The 14554-nt window shown below is 65.5% G+C and carries 19 protein-coding genes and 1 pseudogene; 6 read left to right on the forward strand and 14 right to left on the reverse strand.

What is annotated here, in order from left to right; genetic code table 11:
• Positions 1-6: 6 nt before the first annotated feature.
• The 7 genes and pseudogenes from ACWFRF_RS05200 to ACWFRF_RS05230 form a co-directional block, all read right to left on the reverse strand.
• Positions 7-1062 carry an NADH-quinone oxidoreductase subunit B family protein gene (locus tag ACWFRF_RS05200; protein ID WP_449964946.1) on the reverse strand — a complete coding sequence of 352 codons (1056 nt, stop codon included), beginning with the start codon at positions 1060-1062 and terminating at the stop codon, positions 7-9.
• 73 nt (positions 1063-1135) lie between these two features.
• Entirely contained in the window at positions 1136-1999 is an 864-nt protein-coding gene (gene hypB / locus ACWFRF_RS05205; protein ID WP_452448995.1) for a hydrogenase nickel incorporation protein HypB, read from the reverse strand.
• Positions 1957-2331 (reverse strand): hydrogenase maturation nickel metallochaperone HypA/HybF, encoded by a 375-nt coding sequence (locus ACWFRF_RS05210; RefSeq protein WP_378987325.1) that lies wholly within the window; start codon positions 2329-2331, stop codon positions 1957-1959. Before ACWFRF_RS05210 ends, hypB begins: the two co-directional genes overlap by 43 nt.
• A gap of 89 nt (positions 2332-2420) precedes the next feature.
• Positions 2421-3140: an energy-coupling factor ABC transporter ATP-binding protein gene (locus tag ACWFRF_RS05215; protein ID WP_387443737.1), complete on the reverse strand. Its 720-nt coding sequence runs from the start codon at positions 3138-3140 to the stop codon at positions 2421-2423.
• Complete coding sequence (gene cbiQ, locus ACWFRF_RS05220) at positions 3137-3898, reverse strand: cobalt ECF transporter T component CbiQ (protein WP_449964956.1); 762 nt, start codon at positions 3896-3898, stop codon at positions 3137-3139. The genes ACWFRF_RS05215 and cbiQ overlap by 4 nt, the downstream gene beginning before the upstream one ends.
• A complete protein-coding gene (locus ACWFRF_RS05225; protein WP_452449152.1) occupies positions 3899-4312 on the reverse strand; it encodes a PDGLE domain-containing protein in 414 nt (137 codons plus the stop codon).
• Positions 4313-4321: 9 nt separating this feature from the next.
• Positions 4322-4966 (reverse strand): annotated as a pseudogene (locus ACWFRF_RS05230) (energy-coupling factor ABC transporter permease); the annotation flags it as partial.
• A 129-nt stretch (positions 4967-5095) separates the two neighbouring features.
• On the opposite strand from ACWFRF_RS05230, the gene ACWFRF_RS05235 reads away from it, so the two are divergent.
• Together ACWFRF_RS05235 and ACWFRF_RS05240 are read left to right on the forward strand one after the other, a co-directional pair.
• On the forward strand, positions 5096-5494 hold the full coding sequence (locus ACWFRF_RS05235; protein WP_452448996.1) for a low affinity iron permease family protein: 399 nt from the start codon (positions 5096-5098) through the stop codon (positions 5492-5494).
• 40 nt (positions 5495-5534) lie between these two features.
• Positions 5535-5942, forward strand: a complete 408-nt coding sequence (locus ACWFRF_RS05240) for a VOC family protein (RefSeq protein WP_452448998.1) — start codon at positions 5535-5537, stop codon at positions 5940-5942.
• A gap of 107 nt (positions 5943-6049) precedes the next feature.
• On the opposite strand, the gene ACWFRF_RS05245 is transcribed toward ACWFRF_RS05240, so the two are convergent.
• Complete coding sequence (locus tag ACWFRF_RS05245; RefSeq protein ID WP_452448999.1) at positions 6050-6469, reverse strand: DUF6223 family protein; 420 nt, start codon at positions 6467-6469, stop codon at positions 6050-6052.
• Positions 6470-6689: 220 nt separating this feature from the next.
• Here ACWFRF_RS05245 and ACWFRF_RS05250 point away from each other — a divergent pair, with 220 nt between their 5' ends.
• Together ACWFRF_RS05250 and ACWFRF_RS05255 are read left to right on the forward strand one after the other, a co-directional pair.
• Positions 6690-7805, forward strand: coding sequence for a sensor histidine kinase (locus ACWFRF_RS05250; RefSeq protein ID WP_452449000.1), 1116 nt, complete (start codon positions 6690-6692; stop codon positions 7803-7805).
• Positions 7802-8464 (forward strand): response regulator, encoded by a 663-nt coding sequence (locus ACWFRF_RS05255; protein ID WP_452449001.1) that lies wholly within the window; start codon positions 7802-7804, stop codon positions 8462-8464. The genes ACWFRF_RS05250 and ACWFRF_RS05255 overlap by 4 nt, the downstream gene beginning before the upstream one ends.
• 104 nt (positions 8465-8568) lie before the next feature.
• Here the strand turns inward: ACWFRF_RS05255 and ACWFRF_RS05260 are convergent, their stop codons facing one another.
• The 5 genes from ACWFRF_RS05260 to ACWFRF_RS05280 form a co-directional block, all read right to left on the reverse strand.
• Positions 8569-9192: a nucleotidyltransferase family protein gene (locus ACWFRF_RS05260; RefSeq protein WP_452449002.1), complete on the reverse strand. Its 624-nt coding sequence runs from the start codon at positions 9190-9192 to the stop codon at positions 8569-8571.
• 284 nt (positions 9193-9476) lie between these two features.
• The gene (locus ACWFRF_RS05265; protein WP_379314207.1) at positions 9477-9902 is read right to left on the reverse strand and encodes a DUF302 domain-containing protein; all 426 of its coding nucleotides are present in this window, start codon (positions 9900-9902) and stop codon (positions 9477-9479) included.
• A 7-nt stretch (positions 9903-9909) separates the two neighbouring features.
• A complete protein-coding gene (locus tag ACWFRF_RS05270) occupies positions 9910-10170 on the reverse strand; it encodes a YgaP family membrane protein (RefSeq protein WP_452449003.1) in 261 nt (86 codons plus the stop codon).
• Positions 10171-10216: 46 nt separating this feature from the next.
• Positions 10217-10483 carry a metal-sensitive transcriptional regulator gene (locus ACWFRF_RS05275; RefSeq protein WP_378987352.1) on the reverse strand — a complete coding sequence of 89 codons (267 nt, stop codon included), beginning with the start codon at positions 10481-10483 and terminating at the stop codon, positions 10217-10219.
• 63 nt (positions 10484-10546) lie between these two features.
• On the reverse strand, positions 10547-12703 hold the full coding sequence (locus ACWFRF_RS05280; RefSeq protein ID WP_452449005.1) for an MMPL family transporter: 2157 nt from the start codon (positions 12701-12703) through the stop codon (positions 10547-10549).
• 514 nt (positions 12704-13217) lie between these two features.
• Between ACWFRF_RS05280 and ACWFRF_RS05285 the strand changes: the two genes are divergently transcribed.
• Entirely contained in the window at positions 13218-13766 is a 549-nt protein-coding gene (locus ACWFRF_RS05285) for a tyrosinase family protein (protein WP_452449006.1), read from the forward strand.
• A 22-nt stretch (positions 13767-13788) separates the two neighbouring features.
• Here the strand turns inward: ACWFRF_RS05285 and ACWFRF_RS05290 are convergent, their stop codons facing one another.
• A complete protein-coding gene (locus tag ACWFRF_RS05290; protein WP_378988448.1) occupies positions 13789-13872 on the reverse strand; it encodes a group II intron maturase-specific domain-containing protein in 84 nt (27 codons plus the stop codon).
• Positions 13873-13911: 39 nt separating this feature from the next.
• Between ACWFRF_RS05290 and ACWFRF_RS05295 the strand changes: the two genes are divergently transcribed.
• Positions 13912-14553 carry a hypothetical protein gene (locus ACWFRF_RS05295; protein ID WP_452449007.1) on the forward strand — a complete coding sequence of 214 codons (642 nt, stop codon included), beginning with the start codon at positions 13912-13914 and terminating at the stop codon, positions 14551-14553.
• The last annotated feature ends 1 nt before the right edge of the window (position 14554 follow it).

Consider the following 14554-nt stretch of genomic DNA (forward strand, 5'->3'; position numbering starts at 1 on the left):
CGCCTCCTACCAGGTGCGGGTGGCGCCGGATTCCAGCTTCTCGCCCCTGTGCCGCCATCGCGGCTCCTTGTCCACCGTGCGTCCGGTGATATGGCGCAGACTGCGGATCACCGACCCGTACAGCCCTGATGCCGTCGAGGAGATCTTGCCGCCGGGCGGCTCGTCCATGAACGGCATGAATTTGTCCGGGAATCCCGGCATGGTGCAGCCGATGCAGATGCCGCCCACGTTCGGGCAGCCACCGACGCCGTTGATCCAGCCCCGCTTGGGGACGTTGCATTTGACCACCGGGCCCCAACATCCCAGTTTCACAATGCATTTCGGGGAGCCGTACTCGTCGGCGAAGTCGCCTTCCTCGTAGTAACCCGCTCGATCACAGCCTTCGTGGACGGTGGCGCCGAACAACCATTTCGGGCGCAGCGCCTCGTCGAGGGGAATCATCGGGGCCTGTCCGGTGGCCATGTAGAGCAGGTAGGTCAGCGTTTCGGACATGTTGTCCGGATGGACCGGGCAACCGGGCACGCACACGATCGGGATCCCGGCCTTGGATTTCCAGTCCCAGCCGAGGTAGTCGGGCACACCCATCGCGCCGGTGGGGTTACCCGCCATGGCGTGGATGCCGCCGTAGGTGGCACAGGTGCCGACCGCGACCACCGCGGTGGCCTTCGGGGCCAGCCGATCGAGCCATTCACTGGTCGTCATCGGCTGTCCGGTGGCGGGATCGTTGCCGAAGCCGCACCAGTAGCCCTCCTCGTGGAGTTGCTCGTTCGGGATGGAGCCTTCCACCACGAGCACGAACGGTTCGAGTTCACCCCGGTCGGCTTTGAAGAACCATTCGAGGAAATCGTCGGCGCCGCCGGTGGGACCGCATTCGAAATCGATCAGCGGCCAGTGCACCGCGATCTGCGGGAGCCCGGGAAGAGCGCCGAGCGCGATCTCCTCGATACTGGGCTGCGTCGCGGCGGTCAGCGCGACCGAATCACCGTCACAACTGAGGCCGGCGTTGATCCACAGCACGTGAATCAGGGCCTGTTCTGCTTTGATTGCTTCCTGGGTAGGCATGGGCTGCGCCACTTTCTGAAGCGGGGCATCGCAGGCTCGCGGGAACCTACGGTGTGATCCTGATCACGCAAGTCTATGTCGCTGGTGAGTGATCCTCAATAGTTGCTGACCGCTGCCGCCGGAGCCAGTCGTACCACTGCGCCATGCCGGAACCGCTGGTCACCGAGAGGGGCAGGATCTGCGCGTGCGGGTTGATCGACGCCGCGTATTCCCGGCATTTGTCCAGGTCGAAGTCCACATAGGGCAGCAGATCGATCTTGTTGACGAGGACCAGAGACGCCGCGGCGAACATGTGCGGATACTTCAGCGGCTTGTCGGTGCCCTCGGTCACCGAGATCACCACGACTTTGCCGCGTTCACCGAGGTCGAACAGGGCCGGGCACACCAGGTTGCCGACGTTCTCGATGAACAGCAGGGTGCCGGGGGCGGGATCGAGGGACTCGAGCGCGCGGTAGGTCATCTCGGCGTCGAGATGACAGCCCGCGCCGGTGTTGATCTGCACGACCCGACAGCCCGTCGCCCCGATCCGCTCGGCGTCGAGCAGGGTCGCCTGGTCGCCCTCGATCACCGCGATCGGTATCTCGGTGGACTCGCGGATCGTGCGCTCGAGCAGGGTGGTCTTGCCCGCGCCGGGTGAGCTGGTCATGTTCAGCGCCAAGATGTCGCGGGCGGCGAGCCAGTCCCGGTTTCGCTGGGCCAACAGGTCGTTCTTGGCCAGAACCTTTTGCTCGAGGGTGATGGTCTCGGTGACCGGCAGATGCACGTGATCATCACCGTGACCATGGCTGTGCCGGTGCGGCTCGTGCTCGTGGCCGTGGCCGTGCTCGTGCTCGTGGCCGTGCTCGTGCTCGTGCTCGTGCTCGTGCTCGTGCTCGTGCTCGTGCGGGAGGGTGATCACCGCGGCGTCGTCGTCGCCACATCCACAGGTTGCGCACATTCTCGGCTCACTTCCATCGAGCGGATTCGGAGTTCGTGCCCGGCTCTGATCTCGACATCGGCGCTGCCGCACTCGCACAGGGCGATCGGCTCGAGCACGGTGAACTCGGCGCCACAGCTTCGACAGCCCGCCCGGCCGGGCACCACGTCGATCTCGAGGCTCGCGCCCTCGGCCAGGGTTTCCTCGGCGGCGAGCTCGAAGCAGAACTGCATCGCCTCCGGAACGACCGCGCACAGCACGCCCACTTCCAGCAGCACGCTGTGCACCCGTGCTCCCGCCGCGTGTTCGCACACGGCGTCGATGACACTCTGGGTGATCGCCATTTCGTGCATCGCAGTCTCGGTTCGTCGAGGGAGGAACCCACCGCTCAGGTTACTCCTGGGCAACCCTCCGACGCGATGGCCGGCCGACGGATGAACGCTCAGCTGAGTCGGTGTTCGGCGAGCAGCGCGGCATCGCCGAGGATGTCGGCGGTGGGGCCGTCGGCGACAACTTCACCGGCGTCGAGGATGACGACCCGCTCGCAGATCCGTTGCGCGTAGGGCAGATCGTGGGTCACCACGAGCATGGTGGTGGGCAGCGACAGCAGGATCTCGGCCAGCTCGCGACGTGCCACCGGATCGAGGTTGGCGGCCGGTTCGTCGAGAACGAGGACCTCCGGTCGGCACGACAGCACCGTGGCCAGCGCGGCGCGGCGGCGTTCCCCGAGCGACAGGTGCGCCGGTGAACGCCCGGCCCTGTCGGTCATCCCTACCGCGGCGAGCGCCTCGCGGACGTGTTCGGCGAGGGCTTCGCCGCGGACACCGAAGTTGGCGGGACCGAACGCGACATCCTGTTCCACGGTCGGCATGAACAGTTGGTCGTCGGGGTCCTGGAACACGACCCCGACCCGCTGCCGGATGGCGCGAACACTGTTGCGGTCCAGCCGCACACCGCCGATGTGCACCTGCCCCGATGTGGCGGTGAGCACCCCGTTCAGGTGCAGCATCAAGGTGGATTTGCCCGCGCCGTTGGGCCCGAGGACGGCCACCCGCTCCCCCGGCGCGATCTGCAGATTCACCCCGTTCAGTGCGCCGGTCCCGTCGGGATAGGCGAAGGTCAGCTCGACCACACGCACCGCCGGCGCCGTCGGTTCGGTCACCGCACCATCCAAGCACCTGCGCAGACAGCGATCGCGGCGGCCGCGGGCAGGCAGCCGAGCAGCCACTGCCTGCCGGTGGCGGGCGGGGTGCCGACATCGGGCACGGTGCCGTCGAATCCGCGCGACAGCATCGCCAGGTGGACCCGTTCGCCGCGTTCGTAGGATCGCAGGAACAGGGTGCCCGCGCCGCGTGCGGTCGCACCGGCTTGGCGCAGGGTGCGTGGGTCGTCGCCGCGGGAGATGCGGGCCAGCCGCATCCGCGCCGCCTCGGCGACCAGCACGTCGACATAGCGCAGCATCAGGACCACGATCATGACGATCGTGCCGGGCACGTGCAGCCGCGTCAGCCCCTCGGGCAAGGAGCGCACGCTCGTCGTCGCGGCCAAGGTCAGTGAGATGCCCACGCCGATAGTGCCTTTCGCGATGATGCCCCACGCTGCGTAGAGGCCGGTCACCGACAGCGACAGCCCGAAGATGTCGGTGCGGGGTTCCCCGGCGGCGAAAGGCAGCAGGACCGCCAACACGACGAACGGCAACTCGATGAGCAGACGCGGCCCGATCCAGCGCAACCCGATTCCCCACCACCGCCACAGCGCCACCAAGCCCAGGGCATAACAGCCGAACGGCCACAACAACTCTCGTGGTGTCGCCACGACCGCGAACACCGCAACCACCGCGCACACGATCTTGACCTCGGTCGGTGCCCGATGCGCCGGTGAATTCCCCGCCAGATACAGCCGGTGGACCGCGGCGCTCACCTACTCCGGCTCCGCATCCGACCGCGCCGCGACATCATCGCGCCGACCCCCGGAGCGCGATCCGCTTCGGCCGATCCGGACCACCGCGAACAGCACGGCGAAGGCGACCCCGACGCCGACCACGCCTGCCGGACCGGCCAGATCACTGTTGCCGTCGATCGCGTAGTCCGCCAGCGGAGAACCGGCGAACCGGTGTTCCTCGGCGCTGCGCGCGATGCACTCACCGTGCAGTTCCTCAACCCCGTTCACCTCGACCGTGGTGCACCCGCGTCGGGTGGTGGCGTCGAGCCCGTCGGGCTGTGAACTCGCGGCATAGGACAGCCCGCCGGCGACGAGTACCGCGGCCGCGGCGAACACCCACAGGAAACCGGTGAAGGACACCCGCAGACGAACGGGAGACGCCGACGTGGACACCGGCCCAGCGGCACGCAGAACATAGACCAGATCCGGTCGTGCGCTCACCACCGCCACCACGGTGATCGCGGTGATGATGCCTTCACCGATCCCGATCAACGCGTGGGTGAAGAACATGTACCCTGCGACCGCCCCGACCGTGGAACCCGCGGCCCCGCCGATTGCGTACTCGAGGACGAAACCCATCGCGGCACACAGGGTTCCGACGAACGCGGCGGCGAATGCCACGACACCCACCCCCGTGTCGCTGCGCCGCCGCAGCAACGCTGTCCCGGCCCGAGCGACGAGGTATCCCGCGCCGACACCGATCAGGGCCATGTTCGTGATGTTGGTGCCGAGTGCGGTCAGCCCGCCGTCGGCGAACAGCAGCGCCTGCACGACCAGCACCACCGCCACACACAACGCCCCGAGGTAGGGCCCGACCAGAATCGCGGCCAGCGCCCCACCCAGCAGGTGCCCACTCACACCGGGCAGGATCGGAAAGTTCACCATCTGGACCGCGAAGATGAATGCGGCCACCAGCCCGGCCATCGGCGCCGCGCGCTCGTCGAGTTCGGCGCGCGCCCGCCAGCTCGCGAGCCCGAGCCCCACCGCCGCGATCCCCGCGAAGATCAGCGACGTCGGCGCATCGACGATCCCGTCGCTCATATGCATTGCCACGGTGCTGCCGTTCACCTATCAGAACACTACGCCCTTTATCTGTCCAAGTGAACAGATAAAGGAATGTCCGACCGCGATATCAGTCCGGCTGCGACAGGGGGTGGATGCGACTAGAATTCGATGATGGAGCGCCGCAGCGAAGCCGCGCGCAGCCGTGGCGGGGGTGACCGCCGTTCGCCCTTCGACCGGTTCGTCGAACAGGCGGAACTGCGCGTGAGTCAGGCTCCGTTCTTCTTCATCTGCGCTGGAATCGTCACGGCGTGGCTGATCAGCTTGCCGTGGTGGACGGACCTCAAGACGTGGCAGGTTGCCATTCACACCGTTGCGAGCGTTTTCACGCTGCTGTTGGTGGTGCTGCTCGAAAACGCCGGCCGCCGCGCGAGCGAGGCCGCGCAAGAGAAACTCAATGTCATCGCCGAGGCATTGGCCGCGCTCCTGGATTCCTCCGCGTCCGCTGATCCCGAACTCCGGGCGGCCGCGGATCGGCTACGCGAAGCTGTCGGGCTCGAAGAGCGCCACTGACTGGAGGAACCCTCGACACCCCCTCGAAAGGAAGCGCGCCATGACCTCAGCCACCGAATTCGTCGGCGTCCGCTATCTCGTCGATGACGTAGAAGCCGCCATCGCGTTCTATACCGGTCATCTCGGTTTCACCGTGCACATCAACGCCGCACCCGCCTTCGCCGACGTCATCCGAGGATCATTGCGCCTCTTGCTGTCCGGACCGGCAAGTTCCGGTGCGCGTGTCACCCCCGCCGACATCGCCACTCCCGGCGCCAATCGCATCCACCTCGTCGTCGAAGACCTCGACGCCGAGATCACCCGCCTCAGGAACGACGGCGTCGAATTCCGCACCGAGACCGTCACCGGTCCCGGCGGAAGCCAGATCCTGCTCGCCGACCCCGCCGGCAACCTGATCGAGTTGTTCCAACCCGCCGAGCACCGGCCCACGGCGCCAGAACAGCATTGATGATCTGGGCCTCGCGGTCGTGGTCCTCGAGGCGCTCGTTTACCTCGCCCGCCGCACGCTGATGCCCAGCGATCTAGATAGAAGTCGAACACTCGAACTGCGCGAGCTCAGCCGATGCGGTCGACACTGCGAAATCGGTTCAGTGCCAGCGCGCCGAGGACCAGCGCGACCAATCCGAACACCATGGCGGCCCAGGCCCCGACTATCCCGTTGCCGGTGCCTGGGCCGCCCTCGGCGGTGGCCGCGAACCAGCTCCCCAGAGCCAGGCTGATCAGCCCTGAGACCAGCGTCAGCACTGCCTGGTTCCGGATGTTGCCGGGACCGTTTCGGCCGACCCGAGCCAACACACGGACGCCGAATACCACGGCGATCAGTCCTAGCAGCGCAGTCGAGGTGGGTCCGAGTCGACCGGAGGTCAGTCCGGTGGTGGCGGCACTGTGGTGGATCGAAGCTGTGGCTGGTGCGGCAACCGCGATACTCGCGAACAGCGCTGTTGCAACGACGGCAGGGAGATGGCGGGCGGACATCGGGTGCTCCTTCAAACGTTCGGTGGCTCGATTCCGCTTCATCATGTCCGCCTATCGCATCGCCGATCATCGTGCAGGCGTGGACAATTCGCGCTGCCATCGGTGCGGCAGCCGACTGCCGCATCTGCCGTAGCCGCTGCGGAATTACTGCGTTCGTAGTAGACGATTGATCGTCTGTCCGCCGGATTTGCTGCCATGCGATTGCGGCTAGGGTGCACCCATGAGCAGGGCGCGGATCGACATCGCGGACGGGGCGGTCGCCGTCGCGGTCACGGCCGTGCTGCTGGGCACCGGGCTGAGTGCACACCGTGACCCTGCCGATCTCGACGTGCTGGGCTATGCGCTGTTGACGATCGCCGGGCTCTCGCTCGCGATGGCCCGCCAGGCTCCTGTCACCGTTCTGGCGATGTCGGGTGCGGCGGTGTTGGGTTATCAGGCCACCGGTTTCGATGTCCCCGCGATCGGGTTCCTGGTCGCGGTGTACGCCACAGTCCGGGCCGGGCAGCGACTGGTCGCGGTGGCGGGTTCGATACTGCTCGTGCTCACGCTGCCTTTCGCAATGCTGCTCGCCCACCCCGACTGGGCTGTGGGCGAGGCATTCACCCACGCACGCGATGTGCTGCAACTGGCCTGGCTGGTCGCTGCCGGCGCGGCCGGCGAGGCGTTGCGCCAAGCCGAGCGGCGCGCCGAGGAAGCCGAACGCACCCGCGAGGAGACCGCACGACGCCGCGCGGACGAGGAGCGGTTGCATATCGCACGGGAACTGCACGACTCGCTCACTCACCAGATCTCGGTCATCAAGATCCAGTCCGAGGCCGCGGTACACGTCGCCCACAAGAAAGGCGAACACGTGCCCGAGACACTGCTGGCGATCCGGGAAGCCGGCCGGGAAGCGGCCCGGGAACTTCGCGCGACATTGGAAGCCTTGCGCGAGGACGTCAACGTATCTCGGCACGGACTCGGCCACGTTCCGGAACTGGTGGAACGTGCTCGCGCAACGGGTTTGGACGCCACGTTGACCATCACAGGAGAAAACCCGACGTTACCGGCCGCGCTGGACCGCACCGTCTACCGAATCGTGCAGGAATCGCTGACCAACATCTCCCGGCACGCACACGCCGTGACGGCCTCGGTCCGCATCGACTACCGCCCCGACGCGGTGATCGTGCGCGTCGATGACGACGGTGGACTGCGGCCGGGCAGCGGTGCGGTACACGGTGTCGGCCTACTCGGAATGCAGGAACGCGTCACAGCTCTCGGCGGGCGCCTGCACGCCGGGCCCCAGCCAGAACGCGGCTTCTCCGTCCACGCCGAACTGCCCGTTGATCCCTCATGATCCGTGTCCTGCTCGTCGACGACCAGCCATTGATTCGCAGCGGATTCCGGGCTCTGCTCGACCTCGAAGACGACATCACAGTGGTGGCCGAGGCCGCCGACGGAAGCGAGGCCCTGGCTCTGGCTCGCCAGTACCTACCCGACATCGCGCTCATCGATATCCAGATGCCCGTCCTCGACGGTATCGAGGCGACACGGCAGATCGCGGCAGACCCCGCATTGGTCGAGGTGCACGTTGTCATCCTCACCAACTACGGCCTGGACGAGTACGTCTTCCACGCTCTGCGGGCAGGCGCCGCCGGATTCCTCGTCAAAGACATTCTGCCGGAGGACTTTCTGCATGCCGTTCGCGTCGCTGCCCGCGGTGATGCTCTGCTCGCACCCTCGATCACCCGTCGGTTGATCAACCGGTACGTCTCTCAGCCGCTGAGCACCGGCAATGCGACGAAGCTGAACGAACTGACCGGCCGTGAACGCGAGGCCGTCACTCTCGTTGCCCAAGGCATGTCCAACGAGGAGATCGCCGACCGTATGGTCATCAGCCCGCTCACCGCGAAAACCCATATCAACCGGGCCATGACCAAACTCCACGCCCGCGACCGCGCCCAACTCGTCGTCTTGGCCTACGAATCAGGGCTGGTCGCTCCGCGCAATCTCTGAGGTAGGGCGCCAACCGCGATGCGCGATAGTTCGGCATTACCGGATGCTGGCGGACACAACCGCCGAGTGCCACATTGCGTCCTGTCGAAGTTTGTCTGCACTTATCAAGTTGCTCGCGATGTGGGTACCGATGTCGGCCAGGGCATGACGGTCAATTCGGGCCACTGTTGGAGCCAGCGACTGGCCTTGGCCTCGTAGACGGTGCGCGGCGCGAGGACCGGATTGGGGCGGACGATGAGGTTGAACACGTCCGACAGCCCGTGTGGGGCGTACACACGCCAACGCCCGCCAGGTTGTTCGAGGCGAACTCCCAGACAGCAAGTGGTGGCAGCGAAGGAGTCGATCGCATCCTCGGTGGACCGGTGGGCAGGACATGGCGTCCCGAATTTCTGCTCGTACCAGAGATGAACACGTGCCTCGTTGCGGATCTCCACCTCGGCGGGGATATCGGCGAAGACCTGCTTCGCCGACTGGATTACCGCGTCTTCGGCCTCCCAGGACAAATCAGCGGAGTCGAAGTAAAACAGGTCGTAGTCCTTGATGCCTTCGCCGGGGCCCCGGCCGGTGACTGTGTTCCAGACGGTCTGGAACAGGCATCCCGCCGTGAGATACCAGCCGGGCAGTTCCAGCGATGCCGACAAGGTCAGCACCTCCGTCAGTACTTCGTTGTGCGAGAGTGCCTCTCGGAATGCGTCGAGTTGTTCGTCGACAGGCAGCTGGCCGATCATCACCTATGCCTACCACCCGCACCGGGACGCCACGCACAGTTCTTCGTTGTCCCCATGAGCATTCTCTCCCTTACCAATAGTCAACCGCCCCAATACAGCTCGATCCTCCGATAAGTTCGACTTGATGCATAGGCATCAACTCCACAAAACGCCCGCCGCGGCCGAGTTCACCATCGAGCGCTCCACTTTGCACGGCCACGATCCACTACACCCGGTGCCATGGACCGAGAAGTCCATGTCGGCTTCAATCGCAGCCTCGCCCTGAGCGTGCACGCCGACTGCATTCACCGCTGCGAAGGGCCGGGGCCTGCGTGCCGGTCGAGAGTCTCGAGTGCGGCTGCCAAGCGGGCCGCGGCGTCCGCGGCGACCGGGCGCAGTCGCGCGTCGCTGGTGACCTCGACCATGAGCTCGGGGTTCATGGCTTCGACGTGGATCAGCTCGGTGTCGTGCGGGTCGCGGCGCACGACGACATTGCAAGGCAGCAGCAGCCCGATCTGGCGGTTGATGCCGACCGCCTGGTGCGCCAGAGGCGGGTTGCAGGCGCCGAGGATGCGGTAGTCCTCCATATCGTGGCCGAGTTTGGCCTTGATCGTGGCCGCCATGTCAATGTCGGTGAGGATGCCGAATCCTTGCTCGGCCAGAGCTTCCCGGACCGCGTCCACGGCGCGGTCGAAGCCGGTGTGCAATGTGGTCGACAGGGCGATGTCCATCACGTAATCACCTTCCTTGCGTAAGATTGGAGAGTTCGGGTGAGCAGACGCCCGAGGTGATCCCCGCGCGGCGCATGAGCAGCGTGGCCGGGCACCAGCCCACCGCGCTGTAGAGCAGCAGGTTGGCTCCCACCAGCGCCGGCACGATCAGCCACCACGCCGATATCGTCGCGGCCGCCGCGGTGCCGACCAGGACCAGGGTCCCGGCCAGCAACGGCACCAGCCGGGCAATGGTCCAGCTTCTGCCGGTCAGCGGTGAGGTCGACATGGATCTCCCTTTCTCGGATCCGCCCTCGCCCAGGATGGTTCCCGGGTCAGGCCAGGGCGAGGAACAGTTTTTCGAGTTCGGCGACGGTCAACGGGTCACCGGACTCTTTCGATTCATCGAGGCATTCACGTAGCCCGGTAGCCAGGATCTTGAACCCCGCCCGATCCAGGGCGCGTGAGACCGCGGCAAGCTGGGTGACCACGTCTTTGCAGTCACGGCCCTGCTCGATCATGGTGATCACCCCGGCGAGCTGTCCGTGTGCCCGGCGCAGCCGGTTGAGAACCTGGGCAATGCTGTCTTCGTCGCCGACCACGGCATTCTCCTTCATATCCGTCCGACCACCCACAATACCCCCGGGGGTATTACTCCAGGTGTGTCAGTGATGAGCGAAACTGATTCGCGGAAGCACCCGACGCATCCAGGCCGGTGACCACCAGGCCGCGCGCCCGGTGAGCCGCAGGATGACCGGCAGCAGGACCAGCCGGACGATAAGGGCATCCAGCAGGACCGCGACACCGAGGATGATGCCCATTTCCTTCGGCGGCAGCGGCTCGGCGAGGGCGAAGGTGAAGAACACCGCGACCATGACCGCCGCCGCAGCGAAGATGACCCGCCCGGAATGGGCCAGCCCTTCCACCGCCGCGGTCCGGGCATCCCCGGTGCGTTCGAACTGTTCTTTGGCGCTTGCCAGCAGGAACACGGTGTAGTCCATCGCGATCGCGAAGATCATGGCGAAGAAGAACACCGGACCCCACCCGTCGAGGAACCCTTGCGGGGTGAATCCCAGCAGCCCGGCGCCGTGGCCGTCCTGGAAGATCAGCTTCGCCACCCCGAACGCCGCGGCCGTGGAGCCGAGGCTGACCAGGGTCCCCAGGAGGGCGATCAGCGGGGCCTGCAACGCGACCAGCAGCAACACGAACCCCAGCACCAGAATCACCGAGACAACGATCGGCAGATAGCCGTTCAGGGCCTGCTGCAGATCCAGGTTCTCCGCGGGCGCGCCGCCGACCAGGGCTTGGTCGGGCAAGCGATCCCGCAACTGCTCCAGCACTGTTCCCATGCGCTCGTCGGAGGGATCCATGTCGGGCAGAGCCTGCATCATGACCCACCCGGAATCGTCGGCGGCGGGTTGCGCGGGCGTCACCATCGCGATTCCGGCGCCGGCCGCCGCCTTGACGGTGCTGTCGGCCTGATCGGCGGGGGTGATGATCTGTAGCGCGCCGGGCGCACCGGCACCGAGCTGGCGCTGGACCAGCTCATAACCCTGGCGCACCGGTGCCTCGTCGGGTACCACCTGGATCGAGGGCATCGCGACCTTCAACCCGAGCACCGGCAGCGCCAGCACGATCAGCACACCTGCCCCGGCGATCGCGAACGGCCACGGACGCTCGTGCAGCAAACGGCCCCACCGGGCGAACCATGGCGAGCGGTGCTGCTGACGGGTCGCATACGGCAACGCCGCCGCATTGATCCGGCCCCCGAGCGCGCCGAGCGCGGCAGGCAGCAACGTCAGTGTCGCGGCCAGCACGAGCGCGACCGCGAGCATGATCCCCACCGCCATCGTGCGCACCGCAGGCGCCGGCACCAGCAGCACCGCCGAAAGGCTCACCAGCACAGTCAAACCCGACAACACCACCGCCTTGCCCGCGGTGGCCATCGTCTCGGCGACCGCCCGCCGCGCATCAGTGGTCCGGCTCAGCGCATCACGGAACCGGGCCACCATGAACAGCGCATAGTCGATACCCAGCGCGAGGGCGAACATCATCGCGAAATTCATCGCCCACACCGAAATCGGGGTCACCTGGTTCAGCAACACCAGCCCACCAGCCGAGGCCACCAACCCGGCCACCGTCAGCAACAGTGGCAAACCCGCCGCGACCAGCGAACCGAATGCGAGCACCATGATCAGGAGCGTGACCGGCCATGAAAACAGCTCTGCCTGGATCATCGCGTCGTGATTGGCCTTGTTGAAATCGCTCCACAACGCCGAGGCTCCCGTCGGATATACCTCGATGCCGTCACCTGAGAGCGCGGTCAACGCTGCCTTGTGCTCGTCGACAGCCCGCACCATGTCATCGGTCGACGCGTTCGCCCCCGCGATCAGAATCCCGGTGTGCCCGTCCGGGCTGATCGTCATCCCCGGTTGCGGGTCGATGATCGCTCCGAACCGGGAATCACCGGCGATTACCGCAGCCACCTCGCCCAGTGTTGTCTGCATCTGCAGATCGGAGACCCGCGCGGTATCGGAATGCACTACGACCTGCAGCGCCGCCGAGGAATTACCACCGAAATGCTCCTGAGCCAACTCCCTGGCCTGCACTGATTCCGAACCGTTGGCCTGCCATCCTGCACCGGCCAACGAACTGAACACACTCGGCGCCGCAGAGCCCAGCGCGATGAGCGCCACCAGCCATATCCCGAACACGACCCGAGCGCGACCGGCCATCACGGACCCCAGACGTGCCAGCACCCCTGCACTCGTCTGCCCGGGCCCAGCCATGCTCGGCGGCCGCGCTGTCTTCGTCTCCGTCATGTTCCTTCACCTCTCGAGCACTAGGTCTTGTCCGAAGCCGAACCTATACCCCGGGGGGTATAGGTTTTCCCGGTCCACGTTATACCCCCCGGGGTATATAAATCGATGAGCTGTCCACCACACCCGATGCCCAGCCCTGGAACAGCCGATCCGGATCTCCGAGTTCGCCCGGCGGTCTACGAGCACGTTCGCCGACTGTCCCGCGATTCCCTCTTAGCTGCAGCCACCTGCTATTGGTCGGCGGCGCAGCCTCGACGGCCGTCGAACTCGCCGAAGGCCTGGTGGTCGACGCCGAACGAACGCACAGACCCGACAGGCAGGGAACCGCGACACGAGAGTCGGTGCCAGAATCTGGCGGCTGGACCGTGTCGAGAACCCAGCGGACCACAGATTCGGGTAAGCGACTACTCGTTCTTTCGGTCCCTGTGCGGAGAAGGCTCGGTGGTGCGGTTCGTCCTGGTGGTTCGGACCCTCCGGACCCAGGCACCCGAGCCGCCCGCACAGGAGGTGCGTGATGGCCCTCAACGATCTGATCCGGCGCAATGTCGCTGAAATTTCCGAGAATGAGCGCAACCGATTACGTGATGCGTTCATAGCGCTCAGCGCGTCGAAGCGATACCCCGATGGTGTGTCTTACTGGGACAAGCAGAATGCGATTCACCAAGCTACCCACGTGCATGGCACCCCGGCATTCCTGGCGTGGCATCGTGAGCTGTGTAATCGGCTCGAACGACTGCTCCGGGAGGTTGATCCCTCGCTGTCGCTGCACTACTGGGACTGGACAACCGATCCGACCTCGAATGCCGACGGAGCCAGACTCTTCACCGCCGAGTTCATGGGCAGCGCGAACGGTGATGCGGGACGTCCTTTCCAAGACTTCGAAAGCACCGAGGGCAACGGTCACAAGCGGGTCTGGCGTGCCGTGCGGTCCGGGTTGCCAGCGGTCCCGGCTACCCCAAAAACATCTCCGAATGGGGCTGGCCGGCCGATTTCCGAGACTCTTGGGTATAGCCAGCCTTGTCGAAACGAAACGACGGTGTCTTGTCCGTATTGCCAGCATTGATCAACGCGTTCGAGGAATGACGTCAAATATGAACCGGTCCTCTGATCGCGACGTACTTGAAGTAGTTGGGCCAGCCGCGCAGAATCTGGTTGAGACCCACGATCACGTAAGGATCAGCAGGCCGTCATCGGTGACCGGAGGATGCGTGGACTACATCTGCTACATTTCGCGAACCAAAGTGGACAGTCTGCACGGGCAACTCGATCCGGAGCGCAGTAGCGAGTTTACCGAGCAGGTTATCTCCGAACAGTCGGGTGTTCGAGATCTCCGCATGGGTTTGTCCCTCGGCCATATTGTCAGCCTGTTCAACGGCAGCATGACTTACGGGCGGAAGAACGTGATCCAGCGGGAACGCAGGGTGAAGCTTGCCTATTTCGAGAAGCTCAGGGACGTACTGTTGACCATAGCTGCGGACCACGGCGACGTGCCCGACATCAGAGAAGCCATCTCTTCGGGACAGAGCGGGACATACTACTTTTACGATGGCCCCTTCCGGATTGAGATACCGGTTGAGAACCCCACTGCGGCGGACATTGTGACAATTCGTTCGTCGTTCGGCGGCCGCGACCTGCTCTTGGACTGCTCGCTGCGCTTCTTCAGCGAAGGTCCTGAGCCGGACGGAACCTTCCTGCTGCATTCGGGCAACTACCGCTTCTTCGGCGGCCAGGTGCAAATGAGGATGTCCACCGTCTTCGCACTACTTGGTGTAGATGGAACAGACGTCGTCGGAACTCCGCTCTACCTCCAGCTGTCGGGCGCTGATTTATCGCCCGGAGCGGCGCTGTAGG

Source organism: Nocardia sp. NPDC055165 (genome assembly GCF_053606985.1).